A 21,977-nucleotide genomic window follows, 5' to 3' on the forward strand; every position below is an offset into this window, starting at 1 on the left:
ACATCAACTTGCCGCAGCTTCGCGACGATCTCTTCCGGCTTGTGACGCTTCCTTGCCATCTCTCGTTCCATCCAAATGGTCCTCGGACCAACATAAGGGATGGATCACTTCCTGGGGCGCAGACCAGTTCTCTGACGCTGAATATGTATAGACATGACGGGCGGCGCGCGGGGGCGAAGGGGTTTCTCGCGACGGGAGCGGCTTGCCCGACATCAGCCTGACAGGGGGTAGGTTATGAACCGTATTTCGAAGCGTCTGCTGCTGGCGAGCGCGATGCTGACCGGGGCGTTGGCCAGCGGCCAGGCCTGGGCGCAATCGTCCGAGGTCGACGAGATCGTCGTCACCGGCAGCCGGATCAAGCGCGCCGACATCACCGGCGTCGGTCCCGCGACCGTGGTCAGCATGGAGCAGATCGCCCACACCGGCGTCTCCAATGTCGAGACCCTTCTGCAGCGCCTGCCGGCGTCGGCAGGCAACGCGGGCAGCCAGACCAACGCCTATTGGACGGGGAACGGCTATGGCACCGCTCAGGTCAATCTGCGTGGTCTGGGAATCAACCGCACCCTGACCCTGATCAACGGCCGCCGGGTCGTGAACGGCGGCACTGGCGCCAACAGCGCCCCTGACCTGAACATGATCCCGGCCGCGATCATCGGCCGGATGGACGTACTGAAGGACGGCGCGTCGGCGATCTACGGGGCCGACGCCGTGGCCGGCGTGGTCAACATCATCACCCAGGACAACTTCGAAGGACTGAAGCTCACCGGCAAGTATGGGATCACCGGGGAAGGCGACGGGGCCGAGTACAACGTCGACGTGTTGTGGGGCATGCGCGGCGAACGCGGCAGCATCATCGCCGGTCTGACCTGGCAGAAGACCGAGGAGGTGAACCTGGCCAGCCGCGCGCCGTGCGGTTTCGGCGAAGTCGGCGGCAAGCTGGTCTGCGTGTCCAGCGCTTCGACCATCGGCGGCCGTGCGGTGTTGCCCAACGGCCAGCAGATCAACTTCAATCAGACGCCGGGCGGAAATGGGAACTTCTACGAGCCCTATGACGCCGCCAAGCACAACTTCAACTCCAATCCGTACCTGAATGCGGTTTCGCCGATCGAGCGGATCAGCACCGCGGTGCTGGCCAAGTACGAGCTGAACGACAAGGTCGAACTGTTCGGCGAGTTCTTCTTCACTCACCGCGAAAGCAACCAGATCGCCACGCCAGGCACCCTGCGCAACCTGGCCATCGCCGCCAACAACCCGACCAATCCCACTGGCCAGGCCATCACCCTGATCCAGCGGCGGCTGGCCGAGCCAGGTCCGCGTGAATTCTACCAGGAGACCGACACATATCGGTTGGTGGGCGGCGCGCGCGGCGCCATCGCCGGCGATTGGACCTGGGAAGCGGCTGTGAACTGGGGCCGCAACACCGGCATCGACGGCAGCACCAACGTCGCCAACCTCGAGCGCGTCCGCAACTCGATCAACACCGCGGTCTGCAGCACGACCCCGGGCGCGGCGATTCCGTGCGCCGACTATCTCGGCTTCGGCGACCTGACGCCCGACGTGCTGAAGTACATCCTCTTCACCACCCGCGACACCGGCGGAAACGAGCAGTCGAGCGTGACCTTCGACGTGACCGGTACGGCGTTCAACCTGCCCGCCGGCCCGGTGGGCGTGGCGGCGGGCCTTGTCTGGCGCAAGGAGGAGGGGTGGCGCAACCCGGACGCGCTGACCGTGCTGGGCGTGGCCAACACCAACCAGCAGGACCCGATCGCCGGCTCGGTTACGGCAAAGGAGGCCTATCTGGAAGCCTCGGCGCCGCTGCTGGCCGACCTGCCGCTGGTCAAGCGGCTCGAGCTGAACGCCGCCATCCGCTATTCCGATTACGATCTCTTCGGCAGCAACCAGACCTACAAGCTCGGTCTGAACTGGACGGTGGCCGAAGGCGTCCGTCTGCGCGCGATGTTCGGCACCGGCTTCCGGATCCCGAGCGTGCCGGAACTGTTCGGCGGCGTGGCCGAGGGCAACCTGACCACCACCGACCCATGCAGCCGCTATTCCACCAGCGGCAATGCGACCCTGATCGCCAATTGCCAGGCTTCGAAGGTGCCGGCCGGCTACGTCCAGCTCGGCAACACCGTTCTGACCACGGTCGGCGGCAACAAGGACCTTCAGCCGGAAACCGCCGAGACCCTGACCTTGGGCCTCGTCTGGCAGCCGCCGCAGCTGAACGGCCTGTCGCTGACCATCGACTATTTCGACATCAAGATCGAGGACGCCATCCGCTCGATCCCGGGCTCGACCAAGCTGGCGGTCTGCTACGCCACGCCGAACCTGGCCCACCCGTTCTGCGGCGCCGACAGCTTCACGCGCAGTCCGCTGACCGGCGAGGTCAACTTCCTCTCGGCCCAGCCGGTCAACACCGGCCAGGAGCGGATGAAGGGCGTCGACTTCGGCGTGCGCTACGACTTCGACATCGGCGAGCGCCGCGCCAGCTTCGACTGGAATACGACCTATCTGGCGGAGTACGTGATCACGCCCTTCCCGGGCGGCGACAAGATCGTGTTCGACGGGCGGATCGGCGGCGGCAACGGCGGCTATCCGCACTGGCGCTCGAACGCCAGCTTCTCGATCTCGGACGAGCGCTGGACCGGGACCTACTCGATCCAGTTGATCGGCCAGGCCATCGACTTCAACGCCAAGCCCAGCGAGATCGGCTTCAAGACGCCGAACGTGTTCTACCACAACGCGCAGTTCGCCTATCGCCTGGGCGAGGCGGCGGACATCGCCGTTGGCGTGGACAACATCTTCGACGAGAAGGCGCCCTTCATCAAAAGCTGGACGGATGGGAACACCGACACCATGACCTACGACCTCCTGGGTCGGCGCGGTTACGTGCGGCTGACCTACCAGTTCAACTAAGGCGCTTTGACGCCGGGCGGTCGCCCCACGGCCGTCCGGCGTCAGATTCATTTGTTTCCCTGACGAGATACCGACATGCGGTTGCCGGCCCTCGCACGAACAAGTCACAAATGGCTCGCCCTGATCGTGGCGGTCCAGGCGGTCTTCTGGACCCTCAGCGGCCTCTACATGACGGCCGTCCACATCGACATCATCCATGGCGACCACTTGGTCCGGCCCGCATCGACGGCGCCCATCGCGCTCAACGGCCTGGTCGAGCCGACCTCGCTGCTGCCGGGCGGCGCCTATTTGGTGAAGCTCGACCGCCAGGTCGGAGCGCCGGTCTACGTCGTCGACGGCGTGCCGGGGAAGATGCTGTTCGACGCCAGAAATGGCGAGCTGCTGTCGCCGCTGGACGAGGCGGCGGCGCGCGATCGCGCCATCTCGCTCTATGCGGGGCAGGGCGGCGTCACGAAGATCGAGCTGCTGGACGAGGTCCCGGGCGAGATCCGCGGTCGGCCGGCGCCGATCTGGCGGGTCCAGTTCGAGGGGATGTGGAAGCCGACGCTCTACATCTCTCCGCAGAGCGGCGAACTGGTCGCAAAGCGGCATGACCTGTGGCGCATCTTCGACTTCGTCTGGATGTTCCACATCATGGACTACGAAGAACGCGAGGACGTGAACAACATCCTCCTGCGCGTCGCCACCTGGATGGCGGTCGCCACCAGCGCCACCGGCGCCTGGCTCCTCCTCTACAGCTTCCGCCGCCGTCGCCGTGTGCGAAAGGCGCCAGCCAAGGCCGCCGCCTGATGTTCCTGATCCGCACTCTGCACAAGTGGTTCGGCCTGATCCTTGGCCTGCTGTTCCTGCTCTGGTCGGTCAGCGGCGCGATGATGGCGCTGCTCGACCATCATAAGGTCTCGGGCGAGACGTCGGTGCGCGAACGCGCCCCGGTGATCCTGCCGGTGGAGGCGGCGAGCCTGTCGCAGGTCGCCGGCGCAGTCGGCCAGCCGATCCTGAAGCTCCGGATCAAGGGCCTCGGCGCGGCCCCGGTCTATGAAGCGACCACGGCCGAGGGGGTGACTTTGCTGGACGCCGCCACCGCCGCGCCGGTCACGATAGACGCAGACAAGGCGGGGCGTCTGGCGGCCGCCGTGTTCAAGGGACCGGAGGGCGTCGCCTCGATCCGCAAGATCGAGACCCCGGACCTGGAGACCCGCAAGCTTGCGTTGCCGGCCTGGCGCGTCGAGTTCACGGACGACCAGCATACGACGCTGTTCGTCTCGGCGCGGACCGGCGAGGTGCTGGGCCTGCGCAACGACACCTGGCGGCTGTGGGATGTGTTCTGGATGATCCACATCATGGACTACACCGAGCGCGAGAGCTTCAATCACCCACTGATCGTCACCGTGGCCACCGGTGTCGCTTGGCTGGCGCTGAGCGGTCTGATCCTCCTGTTCCGCGCCTTCCGCCGCAGCGACTTCGCCTGGATCGTCGATCCATGGGAGCGGATGCGCGGGCGCTAGGCGTCGGAGCGCGCGCCTACGGGCGCGGCGCAGGTCGAGCGGCCGTCATCGCCTGAGGCCGGACGATCTCGTTTATTTGCGCCGACGGACAAGCCTCGCCAGGCCGGCGATCAGCGACATGGCGAAGAAGAACAGGATCGCTGTCGTCGCGGTCTCCGGCGTCAGGCGCCGCGCGATGGACAGCATGACCGGCTCGGCAGGCGGGTCCGCAACGCCGAACGGCGTCGTGGCGATCCGGCGTTCCACGAAGGTCAGGATGGCGGCGTAGATCGGCGCGGCGGTGATCGCCATGATCAGCCACGAGACCAGCCAGGACTTGGCGACGCCGAGATGGTCGCGGCGCGGCTTCGGCGTCGGTGAAGCCGGCGCGGCGCTTTGCTGAGGTGACGCCTGGTCGGTCATGGTTCTCTCGACGCAGCTGCGTCGCCTTCGGGAATCCATGCCGAACGCTAGCGAGTCGCGCCGGACTTCACCGATCACAAATCGTCTCACGGCGCTCGATGCGGCGAGGAAACTGGCTGGCCTATTGGCGCGCACCGCCAAATCGGTCGGCCGCTCTCGTATGTTCGGCGCGAGGACTGGCGTTCTTTGTCCGCCCGAGTTAGCAGGCCGCCCCATGATCCGCCTCGAAAACATCTCCAAGCAGAACGGCCACCAGATTCTCTTCATCGAAGCCTCGATGGGGGTCCAGAAGGGCGAGAAGGTCGGGCTGGTGGGCCCGAACGGCGCTGGCAAGACGACGCTGTTCCGCATGATCACCGGCCAGGAGCAGCCCGACGACGGCCTGGTGGTGATCGATCCCGGCATGACGATCGGCTATTTCAGCCAGGACGTGGGCGAGATGTCGGGCCAGAGCGCGGTCGCAGCCGTGATGGACGGCGTCGGCCCAGTCAGCGCCTTGGCCGCCGAAATGGCCGAACTCGAGGCGGCCATGGTCGACCCCGATCGCGCCGACGAGCTTGAGGACGTCATCGAACGCTACGGCGAGGTGCAGGAGCGCTTCGAGGAACTGGACGGCTATGCGCTGGAGGCTCGCGCGCGCGAGGTGCTGGCGGGCCTGAGCTTCAGCCAGGAACGCATGGACAGCGACGTGGGCCTGCTCTCCGGCGGCTGGAAGATGCGCGTGGCGTTGGCCCGCATCCTGCTGATGCGGCCCGATGGCATGCTGCTGGACGAACCCAGCAACCACCTGGACCTGGAAAGCCTGATCTGGCTGGAGGCGTTCCTGAAGTCCTACGACGGCGCGCTATTGATGACCTCGCACGACCGCGCCTTCATGAACCGCATCATCGGCAAGGTGGTCGAGATCGACGCCGGTTCGCTCATCACCTATTCGGGCGACCTCGACTTCTACGACCAGCAGCGCGCGCTCACCGAACAGCAGCGCCAGGCGCAGTACGAGCGCCAGCAGGCCATGCTGGCGAAGGAAATCAAGTTCATCGAGAAGTTCAAGGCGCGCGCCAGCCACGCCGCCCAGGTCCAGAGCCGGGTGAAGAAACTCGACAAGATCGAACGCGTCGAGGCGCCGCGCCGCCGCCAGTCGGTCCAGTTCGAGTTCCAGAGCCCGCCGCGCTCGGGCGAGGATGTGGTCAGCCTGCGCAATGTCCATAAGGGCTACGGCGCCCAGCCGATTTATACCGGCCTCGATTTCCTGGTTCGCCGCAAGGAGCGCTGGTGCGTCCTCGGCGCCAACGGCGCCGGCAAGTCGACCCTGCTCAAGCTGGTGGCCGGCGCCGCCGAGCCCGACCAGGGCGCGGTCAACATCGGCGCGAGCGTCAAGATGGGCTACTTCGCCCAGCACTCCATGGACCTGCTGGACGGCGAAGAGACGATCTTCGAGTCGCTGGAGGGCTCGTTCCCCCAGGCGGGGCAGGGGGCGCTGCGCACCCTGGCCGGCTGCTTCGGCTTCTCCGGCGACGATGTCGAAAAGCCCTGCCGCGTCCTTTCCGGCGGCGAGAAGGCGCGCCTGGTCATGGCCAAGATGCTGTTCGACCCGCCGAACCTGCTGGTGCTCGACGAGCCGACCAACCACCTCGACATGGCGACCAAGGAGATGCTGGTCGCCGCCCTGGCGGACTTCGAAGGCACCATGCTCTTCGTCTCGCACGACCGCCATTTCCTGGGCGCGCTGTCGAACCGCGTGCTGGAGCTGACTCCCGACGGCGTCCACCAGTACGGCGGCGGCTACACCGAATATGTCGCCCGCACCGGCCAGGAAGCCCCGGGCCTGCACCCCGGGGGGTAGCCCCCGTTCCGGCCCCTCAGGCTTCGCGCAGCACCGCTTCGATATTGTTTCCGTCCGGATCGAGTACGAATGCGGCGTAGTAGCCGGGCGGATATCCCAGGGCGGGGGCCCTCAGCCCGGGGGCGCCATTGTCCTGTCCGCCGGCCGCCAGCGCCGCAGCGTGAAAGGCGTCGACGTCGGCGCGACTGCGCGCCGCAAACGCCGTGTGCTGCCGGACGCTGTGCGGATGAAACCGGTCGATCCAGAAGACCGGATAGTCGACGCCGTAACCCACGCCGTCCGACCCGTCGTCTTCAGGCAACTGCATGACCCGGTGCAATCCGAGCGCTGAAAGGACGGCGTCGTAGAAGGCGGCGGAACGCGCGACATCGGCGACGCCAATGCCAGTATGGTCGATCATCGTCTGCTCCATGAGGCTTGACGCACCATAGGCATGCTCAAAATATGTTCATGGACATATTTTGAGCATGCCTTACTCGCCAACCCACAAGCCGCGGACCCGGGCGCGGATCGTCAGCGCAGCTCGCGAGCTATTCACGCTGCGCGGGTTCGAACGGGTGACGATCAACGAAGTGATGGCGCAGGCCGGGCTCACGCGTGGCGGCTTCTACAACCACTTCCGGGACAAGGATGAGCTGTTCTGCGCGGCGGTGGACAGCTACGCGCGGGCGACGCCGTGGGCGGAACCGGGGCGGACCCCGCACGAGCTGGCATGCTGGTTCGTCGACTTCTATTTGTCCGACGGAATGCTCCGGCGGCCGTGCCAGCAGTGCCCGCTCTTCGCTCTCCCCGCGGATGTCTCCAGAAGCGGGGCGGCGCCGAAGTCGGCCTATACCCAATTGATCCGGCGCACGGCGGCGATCTTTCGCGCGGCGTTCTCTGCCCGTCCGGACGCGACGGAGCGGGCCAACGCCATCGTCTCGATCTGCGTCGGGGCGATGGTGCTGGCCAGCACGACCGACGATGCCGAGCTCGGGGCGTCTCTCAGGCGCTCGGCGCGCACCCGCGCACTGGAGCTGCTTGAGGGCTGACTTGGTTTGTGTCGGGCAACCGGGGCGGGCGGCCGCCTAGGTGTCGGTCAGCATGGCTCGGAGCTCGGCCTTGGCGACCTTCTCCAGCGTGGAACGCGGGAGGCTTGGGACCAGTCGGACTTCGTGGGGCTGCTTGAAGGCGGCCAGCGCCTGGGCGCAGGCGGCGAGGATGCGGGCCTGCAGATCGGACGCGGCGCCGTCGTGAGGGATGACGAAGGCGACCGGGGCCTCGTCTAGCATCGGATGCTTCTTGGCGACCACGGCGACCTCGGCGACGCCGGGCACGCCGGCGATGACGCGCTCGATCTTCGAGGCGGCGACATTCTCGCCGCCGACCTTCAGCATGTCCTTGGAGCGGTCGGCGAAGTACAGGAATCCGTCGAGCCCCAGGCGGACCCGGTCTCCGGTGATGAAGAGCCCGTCCTCGCGGAAGGCCGCGGCGGTGGCGGCCGGATCGCCGGCGTATTCCTTGAACAGCGAGACCCCACGCCAGCCCCCGACGAACAGGTCGCCGATCTCGCCCGGCGCGACGGGGTTTCCGTCGTTGTCGAGGACATGGATCTCGTAGCCGGGAGCCGGGCGGCCCATCGACATGGGCGCGTCGGGTTGGCGCGAAGAGCCGACCGTGCCGTGGGCGATGGTCTCGGTCATGCCCCACCAACCGATGGTCTTGACGCCGAAACGCTTGTCCCACGCCGGTTCGCAGATCGCATTGCCCCAGAAGCGGTAGCTGTGCGCGGGCGGGGACGGCTGGGCGGCCAGCGCCTTTACACAGAACGGCACGACCGAGGTCCAGGTCGCGCCGTGCTTCAGCGACACCGGCCAGAAGCGGGAGGCGGAAAAGCGGGGCATGAGCACGACGTGCGCGCCGGCCCACAGCGAGGCCAGGACGGAATAGGCCTGGGCGTTCGTATGGAACAGCGGCAGGTGTGTCAGGTGGACGTCGTCCGGCCGAAGGTCCTCGTTCTGGGCGCAGGAGCGCGCGCCCCAGAGGGCGTTGCCATGTGTCCAAAGCACCGCCTTGGGGCGTGCAGTGGTGCCCGACGTGTACTGGATGGCGAAATCCGCCCAGGGATCATGTGGGCGCGCGGCCAGACCGTCAGGATCGCCGTCGATGGCCGTGAACGGCTCGAACCCTTCTGGTAGCGCTTCAGGCGGCGCGCCGTTGTCGGTGGCCGTGACGGCGCGCCAGGGCAGGTCCGGCGCGGCGGCGGCCACCAGGTCGGCGAACTTCGGCTGGGTGATCGCGCCGACCGCACCGCTATGGTCGGCGAAATAGGCGATCTCGTCGGCGCTGGACTTGGCGTTGGTCGTGACCGCCACGGCGCCGGCATAGGCGCAGCCTAGCCAGGCGATCACCGACTCCGGGCAATTGTCGAGGTGAACCAGCACGCGCTGGCCCGGCCTGACCCCGCGCGCCTGCAGCCCCGCCGCAAAGCGGCGCAAGACCTGATGGAACTCCGCATAGGTCCAGGTGAGCGGTTCGCCCTCGAAAGGCTCCCAGCTCAGCCAGGGGCGGTCGGCGCGGGCGAGCGCCTGATTGTCGATCAGGGTGCGGATGTCCATCGCCTCGAAGGGCGTCACCGGCCGCGGGCTCAATGGGCTGCTCCCGCGGCTTTGTCTCGGAAGGTCGACTGCCGCACGATCTCGTCGGCGGCCTGGGCGGCGATGGCCTCGGGTTCATGGCCGGGGACGCCAAGGCCGCGCAGCAGCAGCGTGCATATCTGCTGAGCCAGGCTGACGGCGAAGGGGACGGCCGGCTCCTGCGTAACGCGGATCAGCGCCAGCTGGGCGACGCCCAGCACGTAGAGCACCGCCGACTCGGTGGTCGCGACCGCGAACCGGCCCTGAGCCAGTCCCTGGGCGACATCGTCCACAAGTCCCTTGTTCAGCGGGGTGGCGGTCGAGGTGTGGCCGCTGTGGATTCTCACCAGCACGCCCGCCCGTTCTGGATCGTCGATCGCATAGCGCAGATAGACGCAGACCGCCCTGGCCATGCGGTGGGCCGGGTCCTGGATCTCGGCGTTGGCGCGGGTCACGGCGCGCTCTACCTCGGCGCGGATCTCGGCGGTCACCTCGCGGACCAGGGCGTCCCGGTCCGGAAAGTGGTTGTAGAAACTGCCCTTCGAGACCTCGGCCGCCTGGACGATGTCGTCGATCGCCACGGCGTCGACCGGCCGCTCGCAGAACAGGCGGCGGCCGGCGGCGACCAGGGCCGCGCGCGTGCGCTCCGCGCGTTCGATCCGCTTGCCGCTCATTCAGGTCTCCGCCATCAGCTTCATCTCCTCGCCCATCACCGCCGCGACGGCCGGACGCGAGAGCATATGCTGCTGGAAGCGGTCGAGGTTCGCCAGGGGCGTCAGTCGTCCGGCGACCTGCGGGGCGCCGCGCCAGAGCAGAAAGACCAGCAGATACAGGTCGCAGGCGCTGAAGGCCTCCAGCATGTGATCCCGCCCGGCCAGGTGAGCATCGATCTCCTCCAGCGCCGCCTGCAGCCGGGCGACGTGGACGGCGCGCACCGCTTCGACGTCGCAGCCCTCGAACGCCTCGGCGCGCAGGGCGCCCGTAAACGCCGCATGCACGGTGCTGGAGAGGAAGGAGAGCCAGGCCTGCGCCTGGGCGCGGGCGAAACCGCCGGCCGGCGGCAGCAGGCCCGGCGAGAGGTCGGCGATGTAGGGCAGGATCGCCGTCGACTCGGTCAGAACGCCGTCGTCGGTCTGCAAGGCAGGGACCTTGCCGCGCGGGTTCACCTGAAGATAGGCCGGCGTACGGTTCTCTCCGCGCGCCGTGCGCACGACGACGATCTCATGCGGAAGGCCAGCCTCGGCGAGCGCGAGGCGGCTGGCCAGCGAACAGGCCAGCGGCGAATGGTGCAGACGAAGCATGGGATCTCCTAGGTGATCTGACCCTGCAGGGCGCGGCGGTACGCGGCGGCGAGGGTGGCCGGCTCGCCGGTTCCGAACACGTAGCGGTCCGGGCGGACCAGCACCGCGGCGGTCTGGTGCAGATCGAGCCACCGGGCGAGCGTGTCGCCGAACGGCGCGAGCCGCGGATCGGCGAGCGCCACGGCGGGCAGGGCTTCGTGCTCGCAAGCCTGGCGGGCGATCAGCCAGGGGCCTTCGCCAAGGACGTCGTCCAGGCGAACATGGCGGCCCGCCGCTTCAGCGACCGGTTGGGGGAAGAGGACGCCGGCGGCCGGGGTTCCCGTCATCACGCCGCTTCCGGTCAACGGAGCCGGCGTCGCCGGTGGCAGGGGCGGGGCGCCGGCCGCGCGTTGGGCCAGCATGCCGGCGTCGCGCTGGGCGGCGATGTGCGGGTCGAGGGTGCAGACCACCTGGCCCATGCCGATCGCAAGCTGGATATAGGTCCGCACATGCGGCTCGCGCTCGACCTGATAGCTGTCGAGCAGGCTCTCGCCGGCCTTTCCGCCGAGCACCGCCTGCAGCTTCCAGGCGAGGTTGGCCGCATCGCGCAGGCCCGAGCACATGCCCTGGCCGGCGAAGGGCGGCATCTGGTGGGCGGAGTCGCCGGCCAGCAGCACCCGGCCGTGGCGCCAATCCTTCGCGACCAACCCATGGAACCGGTAGACCGCCTTGCGCTCGATGCGCATCGGGCCGCAGTCCCAGGCGTCCAGCAGCGGCTGGATGAAGCCGTCGTCCAGCACCTGCTGCGCGGTCTCGCCCGGCAGCAGCATGAACTCCCAGCGATGGCGGCCGGGGCCCATCAGCACGCAGGTGGTTGGGCGGGCCGGGTCGCAGATCTGCAGGTTGATCTTCGGCAGGCGCTCCACGTCCTGAACCACGGCGTCGATCACCAGCCACGGCTCGTCGAACTGCAGGTCGTCGAGCGAGCCGCCGATCGCCTCTCGCACGCCGCTGGAGGCGCCGTCGCAGCCGACCAGGTAGCGGGCGCGCACCTGGCGCTCGCCGTCTGGCCCGGCGATCGTCGCGGTCACGCCGTCCGCATCCTGCTCAAGGCCGACGAAGCGATGGCCCAGACGCATCTGCGCAAATGGACTGTCGGTGAGCCGGTCGCGTAGGGCGTTCTCGACCGCCGGCTGATGGAACATGTAGCCCGTAGCCCAGCCGCAGGGGGCCATCTGCGGCAGGTCCATCCGCATCAGGACCTGGCCGTCGGCGGCGCGGAATTCGTAGGCCGGCGCCGGCTGGGCATGGCGCGCGACCTCTTCTGCGATCCCGACCTGCTGGAATAGGCGCATGATCTCGTGATCGAAGTGGGCGGCGCGCGGCAGCGGGTAGACGGCGCTGTCCTTTTCGATCGCGATCGTGCTGACGCCGGCGCGAGCCAGCAGCAGGCCCAGCATCGCCCCGACCGGGCCGAGGCCGACGATCAGGACGTCGCAGTCGAAGCCGTCCTTACGCACGGTCCGGCTCCGGGGCGCAGGGGTTCTCGATGGCGCCGAGGCCGTCGATCTCGATTCGCACGACATCGCCGTCCTTGAGGAACCGCATGGGTTTCATCGCCGCGCCGATGCCGCCGGGGGTGCCCGTGAAGATCAGATCGCCCGGCTCCAGGGTCATGGCCTGCGACAGGTGCTCTATCTGGTCCCACACGTCGAACACCAGGTGCCTGGTGTTGGAGTCCTGGCGGGTCTCGCCGTTGACCAGGCAACGGATGTCAAGCGCATGCGGGTCGGGAACCTCGTCGGCCGTGGTGATCCACGGGCCGAAGGGGGCATGGGTGTCGAAGGACTTGCCGATCACCCACTGCGGGGTGCGGTGCTGCCAGGCCCGTTCGGTGGCGTCGTTGCCGACGCAGTAGCCGAACACGGCCTTGGCTGCGTCGGCCTTGCCGATGTGGCGGCCGCTGGCGCCGATGACGGCCACCATCTCGGCCTCGTAGTCGAGGGCCTGGGAGACCTTCGGCACGTCGATCGGATCGAACGGGCCGTTGGCGGCGGTCGGGGCCTTGGAGAACCAGACCTGGTGCTCGGGCGTGCCCAGGTTGCTCTCGGCGATATGGTCGGCGTAGTTCAGGCCGATGGCCATGATCTTCCCCGGGCGGCGGATCGGAGCCAGCAGGCGGACCTGATCCAGGGGCAGGGCGCCGGCGCTCGCCGCGGCGATCGCGCGGACCTCGTTCTCGATCTGCGGCCAGGCGGTGATCAGTCCGATCATCTCGGATGGAAGCCCAGGGGCGGCGCGGTTGAGGGGGACGACGGCGCCGTCCATGACGGCGCCGAGTTCGGGCGCGCCGCCGGCGGTCTGAAAGGTCGTGAGCTTCATGGAATCTTCCTCAGGAAACGTGCCGATCAGCCCATGGTCGGCGGGGCGGACGGGCCCCACTGGACCCCCATCAGTTCGGCAAGGCTGGCGACGTTCGATCCGTCCGCCGCGGTGAACAGGTCGCCGTCTGTCCAGTGTTCGAGGGTATGACCCCAGGGGTCGCGCCAGTAGTCGAACACCTGGCTGCCGAGAATGTGCCGCCCGACGCCCCACTCGGCGTGGCGGCCAGCCTCCTTCAGGGCCTGGTGGCCAGCCATCAGGTCGTCGAAATCGGCGACCTCGAAGGCTGCGTGGTTGAAGCCGGGGCCCTTGGGGCTCTGAACCAGGAACAGGGTGTGGTGGTCGGTCGGTGTCGCGCCGCGGTCGCAGCGCATGAAAGCCCCGACCGAGAACTCGGGAGTCAGGGCGATCTCGTCCGAGGTGATGAAGCCGAAACGCTCCTTGTACCAGCGCTCGCTCGCGCGGAAGTCCGCGACGTTCAGCACGCAGTGCCCAAGGCGCACCACATGGGCCGGGCCGGCTGCAACGCGCTTGGTCTGGCGCTCGCGCAGGCGCGCAGACGCCGTGTTCCAAGCTTCGCGCGCAGGCGGAGGAAGAGGCGGGGCGTCGGTCTGGCCCGCAACGACCTCCACCCGACGGCCGTCTGGATCGCTGAGCACGACGACCTTGCCGCCGCCCGGCGCGTCGAGCGGCCGGATGTCCGCGCCTTCGGCGTTGGCCAGGGCCTCGAGGTCGGCCAGCGAGGCGGCGCGCAGGCCAAGGCTGGCGAAGCCGGGCTCGCCCAATTCCGTGGAATGCAGGAACGGATTGGCGCCGGTTCCGCGCGCGAACAGGCGCTCGTCATGCTCGATGACGCTGAGACCGAAGTCCTCGAGGAAGCCGCGCATCTGCGCCAGGTCGGGCGCCCGGAAGCGGACGAAGGCGATATCCTCGATCCTGATCGTGCTCATAACGAATGTCCATTGGATGACTAATTGGTCAGTTATTGAATCGCGTGAGGCGGCACGCAAGTCAAAACTTTTAACCGTTGCGTGCCTTTGCGACGTTTCTGTATGACTAAATGGTCAAATATCGTCGCGAGCCTTCGGCGTGGGGTGCGACGGGCGCCAAGTTCGCGAAGGGGGAGCAACATGGCCGAAGCCAAGAGCATGAGCGGCCGGTGCGCCTGTGGGCGGATCGACGTTCATCAGCATTTCCTGCCGGACTTCTACGCCGAGGCGCTGGCGAAGGCGGGGCTGACCACCGTGGACGGCGGCATGCCACTGCCCGCATGGAGCGCCGACGCAGCCCTGCAGATGATGGATCGTCAGCAGATCGAAACGGCGATGATCTCGCTGTCGTCACCCTCGACCCACTTCCTGCCCCCTGCCGAGCGCGCGAGCCTCGCGCGGCAGGTGAACCTCGCCGGAGCGGCTCTTGTCGCTGCTCACCCAGGCCGGTTCGGCTTCTTCGCCACCTTGCCCATGCCCGATGTCGAGGCGTCGCTGGCGGAGATGCGACACGCCTTTGACGTCCTCGGCGTCGACGGCGTCATCCTGGAGACAAATGTAGATGGGATCTATCTTGGCGCCCCGGCCTTCGCGCCGATCTTCGCGGAGCTGAACCGGCGCAAGGCGACGCTGTTTCTCCACCCTACCAGCCCGGCCTGCTTCGAGGCCGTGGGGCTGGGGCGGCCGGCGCCCATGCTGGAGTTCCCCCTGGATACGACGCGCACGCTGGTCGACCTGCTCTATTCCCGCATGCTCCAGACCCATCCGGACATCAGGGTCATCGTGCCGCACGGCGGAGGGGCGCTGCCGGCTCTGGCCGCGCGCATCGCCGCCTTCGCAAACCTGCCCTTCATCGATCCGCGACCCGCGTCCGAGGCCGAGGTCTTCGAAACCCTGGCGCGGCTCTACTACGACGTCGCCCTCTCAGGGCATCCCATGGCGTTCGGGGGGCTTCGTCGTCTGGCGCCGATCTCCCAGGTCCTGTTTGGCAGCGATTGGCCGTTCACACCGGAGATCGGCGTGGCGCGCAACATTCACCAGCTCTCGCAGAATGGTCTGACCGATGCCGAGATGCAGGCGCTCGCCCGGGAGAACGCGGAAAAGCTCTTCCCGCGCTTGGCCGCGCTCAGGAAGGAATGAGAGCCCGTCTTCTCGACGTGACAGCGCCGCGCGCACGAGATCCGAACGGCGACGATGATCGTAGTCCCAGCGACGCATCGGAGAGAGACCGTGAATATCCTGATCTCGTACGTTCTGACCTTGGTGATCTTCGCCATAATCGACACGGCTTGGCTGGGCGCCATGGGCGAGCGGCTGTATCGGCCGTTGATCGGCTCTATGCTGGCCGACAATTTCAGGCTGGTTCCCGCGCTCGCCTTCTATGCGCTCTATGCGGCCGGATTGACGGCGTTCGCCGTTCTGCCTGCCCTGGCGGAAGCCGACTGGAAGAAGGCTCTGCTCTGGGGCGCAATGCTTGGGCTGTTCGCCTACGCGACCTATGACCTGACCAACCTGGCCACCCTGAAGACTTGGAGCCTGCGGCTGTCCCTCATCGACATGGCCTGGGGCGCGAGCGTGAGCGCGGGCGCGTCGGCGATCGCCTGCGCCCTGGCCATGCGTCTGGTCCGCGTCGCTTAGCGGCGCGGCGGGCGGGGAAAGAAGACGCTGGTGCGTGCAGCGTAGGCGGCGAAGGTCTCTGGCCGCGAGCGACGCATATGAGCCTCCAGCAACGGGACGCCAGACACTCGCGTCAGCAGCCAGTACATGTAGACGGGACCGGAAAGAGCGATCCACCCCCAGGTCCACTGACCGCTGGGGTCGATCGCAAGCACCGGCCAGGCGCACCAGCCAAGCCACTCGAAGAAGTAGTTTGGGTGGCGCGACCAGGCCCATAGGCCCGCATCGCAGATCCTGCCGTGATTGGCCGAGTCGGCTTTGAAGGCCGCCAACTGACGATCGGCCCATCCTTCACCGACCAGGGCGATGGCGAAGATCATGGCGGCCAGGGCGTCCTGCACGCTGAGGCCGGGCGCAGGGTTGCGCGCAGCCACGAGGATGCTGAGCGCGAGCAGCGCCGCGGCCCCAGCCTGCAACATCAGGAAGCCGAACATCCGCGACTGAAAGTGCTCGCCCCAGTCCTGGCGCAGGCGGGCGTAACGGGCGTCTTCCGGCTCCTTCGCCGCGCGGGCTGCGATATGCAGGCCCAGCCGCAGACCCCAGGCGCCGATCAGCAGCGCCGCCAGATATTGGCGAGCAGACGGCGGCGCATTCTCCAACGGATAGAGCGCCACAAGGACGCCCGCAGCCCCCAGGCCCAACGACCAGAACGCGTCGGCCCAGCCGCCTTGGCCGGTGCGGCGCTGCACCATCCAGGCGAACGTCATGAGGATGGCCATGAGGAGCGCTGCGGCGCTCCACAGCGCCAGCATGGGCCCGATCACAGCCGGATGAAGGGGGCGATCAGCCGGCCCATCCAGCCGTCGGGCTGAATCTGCCCGTCGAGGGCCACGACGCATAGGCACGGCGCTTCGGAGACGACGCGCGGCTGGTGCAGCACCGCCTCGTCGGCTTCCTCCAGATCGCCCACGTCGAAGCGCGTCGTCTCCGTGGCGTAGGCGCCCGACAGAACGCAGGTCAGCTCGACCCCGCCGTGAGTGTGGCGGGGCGTCGCGCGCCCGGGATCTATCTTCAAGAGGATGACCCGGCAGTCGCCATCGCGCGGCGCGTGGACGTCGCGCGCTCTGATCCCAGGCCCAATCCAGCGCCAGCGGCCGAGAGCGTAGCGCCGCAGGGGCTCGGGCAGTTCGGGCATGTCATTCGGGGGCGGCGGCGCTCGCGCCGCCTCGCCGGCGTCCGTCTCGATCCGCGCCATCGCTCGGGCCAGTGCGCCATCCGAAAGCGTCGAAGGTTGAGCTTCCTCGAGGAATTCTCCGCCGAGCGACTGAAGACGCCGCACCCAGGCGTTGTTGGCGGGACGTAGCGCCAAGTGGGCCGCGACAACGACCGCTTCGGGCGGGCTCAGTGTCCCCGCCGCATAGGCAAGCAGGCGTTCTTCGGATGGATTGCGGGCAGGGTTCATTGGGACGACTCCTCGGACGGCTCGAGGATGCTCCGCAGCTTGATCATCGCGTTGCGGATGCGGGACTTGACCGTCCCTAGCGGCAGGTCGAGGCGTTGAGCGATTTCAGAATGCGGACGGTCCAGGAAGAAGGCGAGGCGCAGGACCTCGATCTGATCTGGTTTCAGGCTGGACACAGCCTTGCGGACGCGCTGGGCGTCGTCAGCCATGACCAAAATGTCGTCGGGGCCCATCAGATCATCTTCGGCGAGATCGATTTGCGGCAAGGGGAGGGCGCGCGCATCCCGACGATAGGTGTCAATGCGCCGGTTTCGGGCGATGGTGAAAATCCAGGTCGCTGCGCGCGCCTTGCGGGCGTCGAACAGATCCGCCTTACGCCACGCCGTCAGCATGACGTCCTGGGCGAAATCTTCAGCTGACGCCTCATTGCTCCCCGACTTCATCAGCCAGGCCTTGAGGCGGGGGGCGAAGTGCTCGAACAGTTGAGCAAAGGCCTCGCGATCACGCCGTAGGGCGACGGCTTCGATCAGCCGGTCATGCAAAAAAGCGTCGTCTGCGTCGGTGTTCATTCCGCCAGCGCGCTTTTCCGAGGATGCGAAAGAGGCTTCAGCATGCATGGAGCCTAATACGCTTGGCGGAAAAATCTGGATCAAACCCATCCGCGGAAGAGGTCGGCCCGTATTGGCGCTGCTCGCACCGCTTTCCGGCGCCTGCATCCGCTGGAGCTTTCCATGTCGCCAAACATCGCCGACAGCCCGCCCCTGAACGTCGCCATCGTAGGCTCGGGGATCGCAGCCCTGTCCTCGGCGTGGCTGTTGTCCCAGAACCATCGGGTGACGATCTACGAGAAGGCCGACCGGCTCGGGGGCCATTCCAATACGGTGACCGCCGAAACGAGGATGGGCGATGTGCCGGTCGACACCGGGTTCATCTGTTTCAACGAAGTGACCTACCCGAACCTCATCGCCCTCTTTGCGCACCTTGGGGTGAGGAGCCGGGCGACGGACATGTCCTTCGCCGTCTCGCTGGACGAGGGACGTTTCGAGTACGCCGCTCCGGCGCTGTTCGCCCAGCGTCGCAATCTGTTGAGCCCGCGCTTCTGGTCGATGCTGCGGGAGATCCTGCGCTTCTACCGGCAGGCGCCTGGCGATCTGGCCGGAATAGGCGACCCGGAGTTGACCCTGGGCGACTATCTGAAGCGCCAGGGCTTCAGCGAGGCCTTCCGCGATGATCATCTGCTACCGATGGCGGCGGCCATCTGGTCGTCGCCCGCGCGGATGCTGATGGACTATCCCGCCGAGGCCTTCATCCGGTTCTGCGGCAATCATGGCTTGCTGAAGCTCGTCGATCGGCCGGTGTGGCGGACGGTGGAGGGGGGGAGCCGCACCTACGTCGAGCGGCTGTCCCAAGGGATCTCGGATATTCGTCTCGGCGCCGGGGTGCGGGCCGTGAAACGGACGGACCACGGCGTGCTTGTCCACGACGATCAGGGCCACGTGGACCGTTTCGACCATGTCGTGATCGGCGCCCACGCCGATCAGGCGCTGGCCATGCTGGATGAGCCAAGCGATCAGGAAAAGGAGATGCTCGGCGCCGTCAAATACAGCCGAAACCTCACCGTTCTCCACACCGACCGCGGCCTCATGCCCCGCCGACGGCGCGCCTGGGCGAGCTGGAACTATATCGGCACGGGCGATGGCCTGTGCGTAACCTACTGGATGAACAGACTCCAGGGCCTGCCCGGCCAGGACCTGTTCGTCACCTTAAATCCGCCGCGCCCGCCGAGGCCTGGGGCCTTGCTGCGCAGCGAGATCTACGAGCATCCGATTTTCAATCCAGCCGCAATCCAGGCTCAGAAAAGGCTCTGGAGTCTTCAGGGACGCGGCGGGGTCTGGTTCTGCGGAGCGTATTTCGGCGCCGGCTTCCATGAGGACGGCCTGCAGTCGGGCCTTGCCGTGGCAGAGCAACTCGGCGGCGTGCGACGCCCGTGGTCTGTCGAGCAAGAGAACGGGCGTATCCATTTGTCGGTCGCGGCGCAGCGCGCCATGGAGCAGGCGGCGTGACGCCGACTTCGGCCCTCTACCGAGGCCGCGTGATCCACCAGCGGACGCGACCCACTGGGCATAGGCTGAGCTACCGCGTGTTCTGGCTGCTGCTGGACCTTGACGACATTGACGGGCTGGACCGGCGCCTGAGGCTATTCTCGCGCAATCGGTTCAACCTGTTGGCGTTCCACGACCGTGACTACGGGGATGGTTCGACCGCGACGCTGCGTTCACAGATCGAGGCCTGGCTAGACCGGGCAGGGGTTGACACAGCCGGTGTGGCCGTCCGCCTTCTCACCATGCCGAGGGTGCTCGGCTACGTGTTCAATCCAATCAGCTTCTATTTTTGTCATCGGCCGGACGGCGCCCTGGTGGCGATGATCTACGAGGTGACGAGCACCTTTGGCGTGCGTCATTCGTACGTCCTACCCGTGCGTCCGGAAGATCAGGCCGAGGGCGCGATCCGGCAGGGCGCGGCCAAGGCCCTGTACGTCTCGCCCTTCATGGGCATGGACATGACGTACGAGTTCCGTGGTCATGCGCCGCGAGAGCGCTTGGACATGACCGTCCGAGGATTGGACGCAGACGGCCTGCTGATCACCGCCGCCATGTTGGGCCGACGGCGCCCGCTGCAGGATCCGGAACTTCTGTCGGTGGCCTTTGCACAACCTTTCATGACCCTCAAGGTCATGGCGGCCATCCACTGGGAGGCGCTGCGGCTCTGGCTAAAGGGCGTGGCCCTGACTCGACAGCCTGCGCCGGCCTGCGAGCCGGTCACGATCCAGCACGCTTCATCGGAGCGCCAAGGCAAGGGCTGACGCACCTGCTTGGCGAGCGCCGGGCTGTACGATCGCAAGTGCGCGGCCATGTCCTACGTCTTGACGCTGCGCGGTGAGAGGAGGCGCGCCGAATGCGTTTGGGCCGCTAGACAGCGCTTAGACATTGCACGTGTCCGTTGGCGGTGCTTCATATCGGATTTTCGCCTAAGGAATATTATCAGAAATATGGATGGCCTGGGAGATGTTGCGATCCTCCGGCCCGAGCCACCGCACCGACGGCGCGCGGCTTGGCCAGAAAGGTGCTGGGAGTCGCGCGACGGCGCGGCCTTTGCCCAGGCCAAGGCAGCTGAGCACGCGGCGCTCCTGTCCAATCGTCATCAGACATAAACATTTTTCGACCCGGCCGCTGGATCAGATCGACCGCACGCTCGACGAGGCGCAGGTCGCCGATCTGCTGGCGGGCGCCTACTGGCTCGTTCCGCCGGGCCCGCAGGCCGAACTCGCTATCGTCTACACCGGTGTGCTTGCGCCCGAAGCCATGGCCGCGTTCGAGGCGGTGCTGGAGGACATTCCGCAGGCGGGCCTGCTGGCGGTCGTCAGCCCGGACCTCCTGCATCGTGACTGGAGCGCGGCGCTAACGCGCCGTGCGCGCGGCGAGCCGGGTCTCTCCCACATCGAGCGGCTGCTGGGCCGCTTGGCGCCGGATGCCGTCCTGGCCACGGCGATTGACGGCCCTCCCGTGACCCTCTCCTGGCTAGGCGGCGTCCTGGGCCAGCGGGTCGCGCCGCTCGGCCTCGATCGGTTCGGCCAGTCGGGCGACATCCCCGACCTTTATCGAACCTACCGGCTCGACGCCGACGCGATCCTGGATGCGGCGGCCCTGGCGGTCTCTCCCCTGCCTCGCTAGGCCATCCGCTACTGCGACGTCTTGGGTCGCCACATATAGGCCGCGCCGGCCTTGTCCGCTGCGGCCTTCTCCGGGCTGTCGGGGAAGATGCCGTTCATCCGACCGGGCAGGTCAGGCGTGGTCAACCACTGCTCGGGAAACTGGGCGGCCGGCGGCCCGTCCTTGTCGCGGAGGACGAGGCCCGAGCTGTAGCGTTGGGTATAGGGCACGACGTGCTCGCCTTTGTCGTTGGCGAGCTTGGCGAACAGCCCCGCCCGCAGCGCGATCTTGGTCGTGAGATAGGCCGGATCGTCGATCAGGTTGCGCATCTCGCCAGGGTCCTTGGCGAGGTCGTACAGTTCCTCCAGGTCCCAGACGCCGTGGTACTGGATGTACTTCATCCGACCGCGCTCGATCGCGAAGGTCGTCGGGGTCTGCGGGTAGCCCCATTCCCAATAGTACTCGTAAATGAAATCGTCCTCGGGCCAGTCCTTGGTGGCCACCGCGCCCGTGGCGACCGGCAGGATGCTGCGTCCTTCGAGCTGCGGCGGGGCCTTGACGCCGGCGACGTCGAGGAAGGTCGGGGCGATGTCGAGGTTGCGGATGCGGGTCTCGTTCACCGTTCCCTTGGGCAAAAGGCCGGGCGCGTAGGCGACCATCGGCACGCGCACGGACGGTTCATAGGCGTTGCGCTTGTCGATCAGGCCGTGTTCGCCCATCAGGAAGCCGTTGTCGCTCATGAAGACGATGAGCGTGTCCTTCTCCAGATTGTTCTTGCGCAGATAGGCCAGGGTTCGCCCGACGCTGTCGTCCACAGCGCTGAGCGTGCGGTAGTAGTCGCGGAAATAGGCCTTCAGGTCGCGCCGCGAGTGATAGGCGAAATCCGCGCCGTGCCAGCTGTTGCGCTGGTTCTGCACCCACATCGGCTTGCCGCGGTTGTTTTCCGCGGTGTTGGCCATGCTGGCCGGCAGTTGGATGTCCAGATCCTTGTACAGACTCGCATGCCGGGGCGCAGGCTTGGCGTCGGAGTGCACGGCCTTGTGCGACATGTAGATGAAGAAAGGCTTGGACTTGTCGCGGCCGTGGTCCAGCCATTCGAGCTGATAGTCGGTGAGCTCGTCGGTGATGTACCCCTTCTCTCATGTCCATTTGTCAAGCGATGAGGCAGCCGTAAGCGCCCGGCCGGAGGGCCAGGCGCTTTTCGTTGGAGTCCATACGCAGGGTCGGAGGCGGGGCTCAAGACGACGGTGGATCAG

Annotated in this window: 22 protein-coding genes; 10 read left to right on the forward strand and 12 right to left on the reverse strand. The window is 67.2% G+C overall.

Annotated elements, in window-relative coordinates:
- Positions 1-234: 234 nt before the first annotated feature.
- From ACE3T2_RS20360 to ACE3T2_RS20370, 3 genes are all read left to right on the forward strand, one after another.
- Positions 235-2,916 (forward strand): TonB-dependent receptor domain-containing protein, encoded by a 2,682-nt coding sequence (locus ACE3T2_RS20360; protein WP_374660780.1) that lies wholly within the window; start codon positions 235-237, stop codon positions 2,914-2,916.
- 75 nt (positions 2,917-2,991) lie between these two features.
- Positions 2,992-3,705: a hypothetical protein gene (locus ACE3T2_RS20365; RefSeq protein ID WP_374660782.1), complete on the forward strand. Its 714-nt coding sequence runs from the start codon at positions 2,992-2,994 to the stop codon at positions 3,703-3,705.
- A complete protein-coding gene (locus ACE3T2_RS20370; protein WP_374660784.1) occupies positions 3,705-4,421 on the forward strand; it encodes a PepSY domain-containing protein in 717 nt (238 codons plus the stop codon). The genes ACE3T2_RS20365 and ACE3T2_RS20370 overlap by 1 nt, the downstream gene beginning before the upstream one ends.
- A gap of 72 nt (positions 4,422-4,493) precedes the next feature.
- Here the strand turns inward: ACE3T2_RS20370 and ACE3T2_RS20375 are convergent, their stop codons facing one another.
- Positions 4,494-4,823, reverse strand: a complete 330-nt coding sequence (locus ACE3T2_RS20375; RefSeq protein WP_374660786.1) for a hypothetical protein — start codon at positions 4,821-4,823, stop codon at positions 4,494-4,496.
- 214 nt (positions 4,824-5,037) lie between these two features.
- On the opposite strand from ACE3T2_RS20375, the gene ACE3T2_RS20380 reads away from it, so the two are divergent.
- Positions 5,038-6,666 carry an ABC-F family ATP-binding cassette domain-containing protein gene (locus ACE3T2_RS20380; protein WP_374660788.1) on the forward strand — a complete coding sequence of 543 codons (1,629 nt, stop codon included), beginning with the start codon at positions 5,038-5,040 and terminating at the stop codon, positions 6,664-6,666.
- A gap of 16 nt (positions 6,667-6,682) precedes the next feature.
- Here the strand turns inward: ACE3T2_RS20380 and ACE3T2_RS20385 are convergent, their stop codons facing one another.
- Entirely contained in the window at positions 6,683-7,078 is a 396-nt protein-coding gene (locus ACE3T2_RS20385; protein WP_374660790.1) for a VOC family protein, read from the reverse strand.
- Positions 7,079-7,133: 55 nt separating this feature from the next.
- Here ACE3T2_RS20385 and ACE3T2_RS20390 point away from each other — a divergent pair, with 55 nt between their 5' ends.
- Positions 7,134-7,697 (forward strand): TetR/AcrR family transcriptional regulator, encoded by a 564-nt coding sequence (locus ACE3T2_RS20390; protein WP_374660820.1) that lies wholly within the window; start codon positions 7,134-7,136, stop codon positions 7,695-7,697.
- Positions 7,698-7,733: 36 nt separating this feature from the next.
- Here ACE3T2_RS20390 and ACE3T2_RS20395 read toward each other — a convergent pair whose 3' ends face one another.
- From ACE3T2_RS20395 to ACE3T2_RS20420, 6 genes are read right to left on the reverse strand one after another with little or no spacing between them, the layout of a single operon-like run.
- Complete coding sequence (locus ACE3T2_RS20395) at positions 7,734-9,296, reverse strand: AMP-binding protein (protein WP_374660792.1); 1,563 nt, start codon at positions 9,294-9,296, stop codon at positions 7,734-7,736.
- Complete coding sequence (locus tag ACE3T2_RS20400; RefSeq protein WP_374660794.1) at positions 9,293-9,955, reverse strand: TetR/AcrR family transcriptional regulator; 663 nt, start codon at positions 9,953-9,955, stop codon at positions 9,293-9,295. The genes ACE3T2_RS20395 and ACE3T2_RS20400 overlap by 4 nt, the downstream gene beginning before the upstream one ends.
- A complete protein-coding gene (locus ACE3T2_RS20405) occupies positions 9,956-10,582 on the reverse strand; it encodes a glutathione S-transferase family protein (RefSeq protein WP_374660796.1) in 627 nt (208 codons plus the stop codon).
- Between the two features lie 8 nt (positions 10,583-10,590).
- The gene (locus ACE3T2_RS20410) at positions 10,591-12,081 is read right to left on the reverse strand and encodes a bifunctional 3-(3-hydroxy-phenyl)propionate/3-hydroxycinnamic acid hydroxylase (protein ID WP_374660798.1); all 1,491 of its coding nucleotides are present in this window, start codon (positions 12,079-12,081) and stop codon (positions 10,591-10,593) included.
- Positions 12,074-12,943 carry a fumarylacetoacetate hydrolase family protein gene (locus ACE3T2_RS20415; RefSeq protein ID WP_374660800.1) on the reverse strand — a complete coding sequence of 290 codons (870 nt, stop codon included), beginning with the start codon at positions 12,941-12,943 and terminating at the stop codon, positions 12,074-12,076. Before ACE3T2_RS20415 ends, ACE3T2_RS20410 begins: the two co-directional genes overlap by 8 nt.
- Positions 12,944-12,969: 26 nt before the next feature.
- The gene (locus ACE3T2_RS20420) at positions 12,970-13,893 is read right to left on the reverse strand and encodes a VOC family protein (protein ID WP_374660802.1); all 924 of its coding nucleotides are present in this window, start codon (positions 13,891-13,893) and stop codon (positions 12,970-12,972) included.
- 180 nt (positions 13,894-14,073) lie between these two features.
- Here ACE3T2_RS20420 and ACE3T2_RS20425 point away from each other — a divergent pair, with 180 nt between their 5' ends.
- Both ACE3T2_RS20425 and ACE3T2_RS20430 read left to right on the forward strand, forming a co-directional pair.
- Positions 14,074-15,072: an amidohydrolase family protein gene (locus ACE3T2_RS20425; protein ID WP_374660804.1), complete on the forward strand. Its 999-nt coding sequence runs from the start codon at positions 14,074-14,076 to the stop codon at positions 15,070-15,072.
- Between the two features lie 90 nt (positions 15,073-15,162).
- Positions 15,163-15,570: a DUF2177 family protein gene (locus ACE3T2_RS20430; RefSeq protein WP_374660806.1), complete on the forward strand. Its 408-nt coding sequence runs from the start codon at positions 15,163-15,165 to the stop codon at positions 15,568-15,570.
- On the opposite strand, the gene ACE3T2_RS20435 is transcribed toward ACE3T2_RS20430, so the two are convergent.
- Genes ACE3T2_RS20435 through ACE3T2_RS20445 form a run of 3 tightly spaced genes read right to left on the reverse strand, consistent with a single transcriptional unit; the run spans position 15,567 to position 17,727 of the window.
- A complete protein-coding gene (locus ACE3T2_RS20435) occupies positions 15,567-16,361 on the reverse strand; it encodes a DUF1295 domain-containing protein (protein WP_374660808.1) in 795 nt (264 codons plus the stop codon). The two genes, ACE3T2_RS20430 and ACE3T2_RS20435, sit on opposite strands and share 4 nt — an antisense overlap.
- A gap of 8 nt (positions 16,362-16,369) precedes the next feature.
- Complete coding sequence (locus tag ACE3T2_RS20440; RefSeq protein ID WP_374660810.1) at positions 16,370-17,011, reverse strand: ChrR family anti-sigma-E factor; 642 nt, start codon at positions 17,009-17,011, stop codon at positions 16,370-16,372.
- On the reverse strand, positions 17,008-17,727 hold the full coding sequence (locus tag ACE3T2_RS20445; protein WP_374660812.1) for a sigma-70 family RNA polymerase sigma factor: 720 nt from the start codon (positions 17,725-17,727) through the stop codon (positions 17,008-17,010). Before ACE3T2_RS20445 ends, ACE3T2_RS20440 begins: the two co-directional genes overlap by 4 nt.
- A gap of 15 nt (positions 17,728-17,742) precedes the next feature.
- Between ACE3T2_RS20445 and ACE3T2_RS20450 the strand changes: the two genes are divergently transcribed.
- The 3 genes from ACE3T2_RS20450 to ACE3T2_RS20460 all read left to right on the forward strand — a co-directional run bounded on the left by ACE3T2_RS20450 (position 17,743) and on the right by ACE3T2_RS20460 (position 20,742).
- Complete coding sequence (locus ACE3T2_RS20450; protein WP_374660814.1) at positions 17,743-19,074, forward strand: NAD(P)/FAD-dependent oxidoreductase; 1,332 nt, start codon at positions 17,743-17,745, stop codon at positions 19,072-19,074.
- Positions 19,071-19,874 carry a DUF1365 domain-containing protein gene (locus tag ACE3T2_RS20455; protein WP_374660816.1) on the forward strand — a complete coding sequence of 268 codons (804 nt, stop codon included), beginning with the start codon at positions 19,071-19,073 and terminating at the stop codon, positions 19,872-19,874. The genes ACE3T2_RS20450 and ACE3T2_RS20455 overlap by 4 nt, the downstream gene beginning before the upstream one ends.
- Positions 19,875-20,163: 289 nt before the next feature.
- Positions 20,164-20,742 carry a hypothetical protein gene (locus tag ACE3T2_RS20460; RefSeq protein ID WP_374660818.1) on the forward strand — a complete coding sequence of 193 codons (579 nt, stop codon included), beginning with the start codon at positions 20,164-20,166 and terminating at the stop codon, positions 20,740-20,742.
- 8 nt (positions 20,743-20,750) lie between these two features.
- Here ACE3T2_RS20460 and ACE3T2_RS20465 read toward each other — a convergent pair whose 3' ends face one another.
- A complete protein-coding gene (locus tag ACE3T2_RS20465; RefSeq protein WP_374660822.1) occupies positions 20,751-21,848 on the reverse strand; it encodes a sulfatase/phosphatase domain-containing protein in 1,098 nt (365 codons plus the stop codon).
- Positions 21,849-21,977 lie beyond the last annotated feature (129 nt).

The sequence above is a fragment of the Phenylobacterium sp. genome (genome assembly GCF_041919955.1).
Classification (GTDB): Bacteria; Pseudomonadota; Alphaproteobacteria; order Caulobacterales; family Caulobacteraceae; genus Phenylobacterium.

What these genes read in the sequence shown, in the direction of transcription:
- ACE3T2_RS20380 (WP_374660788.1), top strand. Translation starts at nt 5,038, where the DNA reads ATGATCCGCCTCGAAAACATCTCCAAGCAGAACGGCCACCAGATTCTC.
- ACE3T2_RS20415 (WP_374660800.1), bottom strand. Translation starts at nt 12,943, where the DNA reads ATGAAGCTCACGACCTTTCAGACCGCCGGCGGCGCGCCCGAACTCGGC.
- ACE3T2_RS20400 (WP_374660794.1), bottom strand. Translation starts at nt 9,955, where the DNA reads ATGAGCGGCAAGCGGATCGAACGCGCGGAGCGCACGCGCGCGGCCCTG.
- ACE3T2_RS20375 (WP_374660786.1), bottom strand. Translation starts at nt 4,823, where the DNA reads ATGACCGACCAGGCGTCACCTCAGCAAAGCGCCGCGCCGGCTTCACCG.
- ACE3T2_RS20390 (WP_374660820.1), top strand. Translation starts at nt 7,134, where the DNA reads ATGCCTTACTCGCCAACCCACAAGCCGCGGACCCGGGCGCGGATCGTC.
- ACE3T2_RS20370 (WP_374660784.1), top strand. Translation starts at nt 3,705, where the DNA reads ATGTTCCTGATCCGCACTCTGCACAAGTGGTTCGGCCTGATCCTTGGC.
- ACE3T2_RS20445 (WP_374660812.1), bottom strand. Translation starts at nt 17,727, where the DNA reads ATGCAGGCGCCGGAAAGCGGTGCGAGCAGCGCCAATACGGGCCGACCT.
- ACE3T2_RS20365 (WP_374660782.1), top strand. Translation starts at nt 2,992, where the DNA reads ATGCGGTTGCCGGCCCTCGCACGAACAAGTCACAAATGGCTCGCCCTG.
- ACE3T2_RS20385 (WP_374660790.1), bottom strand. Translation starts at nt 7,078, where the DNA reads ATGGAGCAGACGATGATCGACCATACTGGCATTGGCGTCGCCGATGTC.
- ACE3T2_RS20435 (WP_374660808.1), bottom strand. Translation starts at nt 16,361, where the DNA reads ATGCTGGCGCTGTGGAGCGCCGCAGCGCTCCTCATGGCCATCCTCATG.
- ACE3T2_RS20440 (WP_374660810.1), bottom strand. Translation starts at nt 17,011, where the DNA reads ATGAACCCTGCCCGCAATCCATCCGAAGAACGCCTGCTTGCCTATGCG.
- ACE3T2_RS20405 (WP_374660796.1), bottom strand. Translation starts at nt 10,582, where the DNA reads ATGCTTCGTCTGCACCATTCGCCGCTGGCCTGTTCGCTGGCCAGCCGC.
- ACE3T2_RS20450 (WP_374660814.1), top strand. Translation starts at nt 17,743, where the DNA reads ATGTCGCCAAACATCGCCGACAGCCCGCCCCTGAACGTCGCCATCGTA.
- ACE3T2_RS20425 (WP_374660804.1), top strand. Translation starts at nt 14,074, where the DNA reads ATGGCCGAAGCCAAGAGCATGAGCGGCCGGTGCGCCTGTGGGCGGATC.
- ACE3T2_RS20420 (WP_374660802.1), bottom strand. Translation starts at nt 13,893, where the DNA reads ATGAGCACGATCAGGATCGAGGATATCGCCTTCGTCCGCTTCCGGGCG.
- ACE3T2_RS20360 (WP_374660780.1), top strand. Translation starts at nt 235, where the DNA reads ATGAACCGTATTTCGAAGCGTCTGCTGCTGGCGAGCGCGATGCTGACC.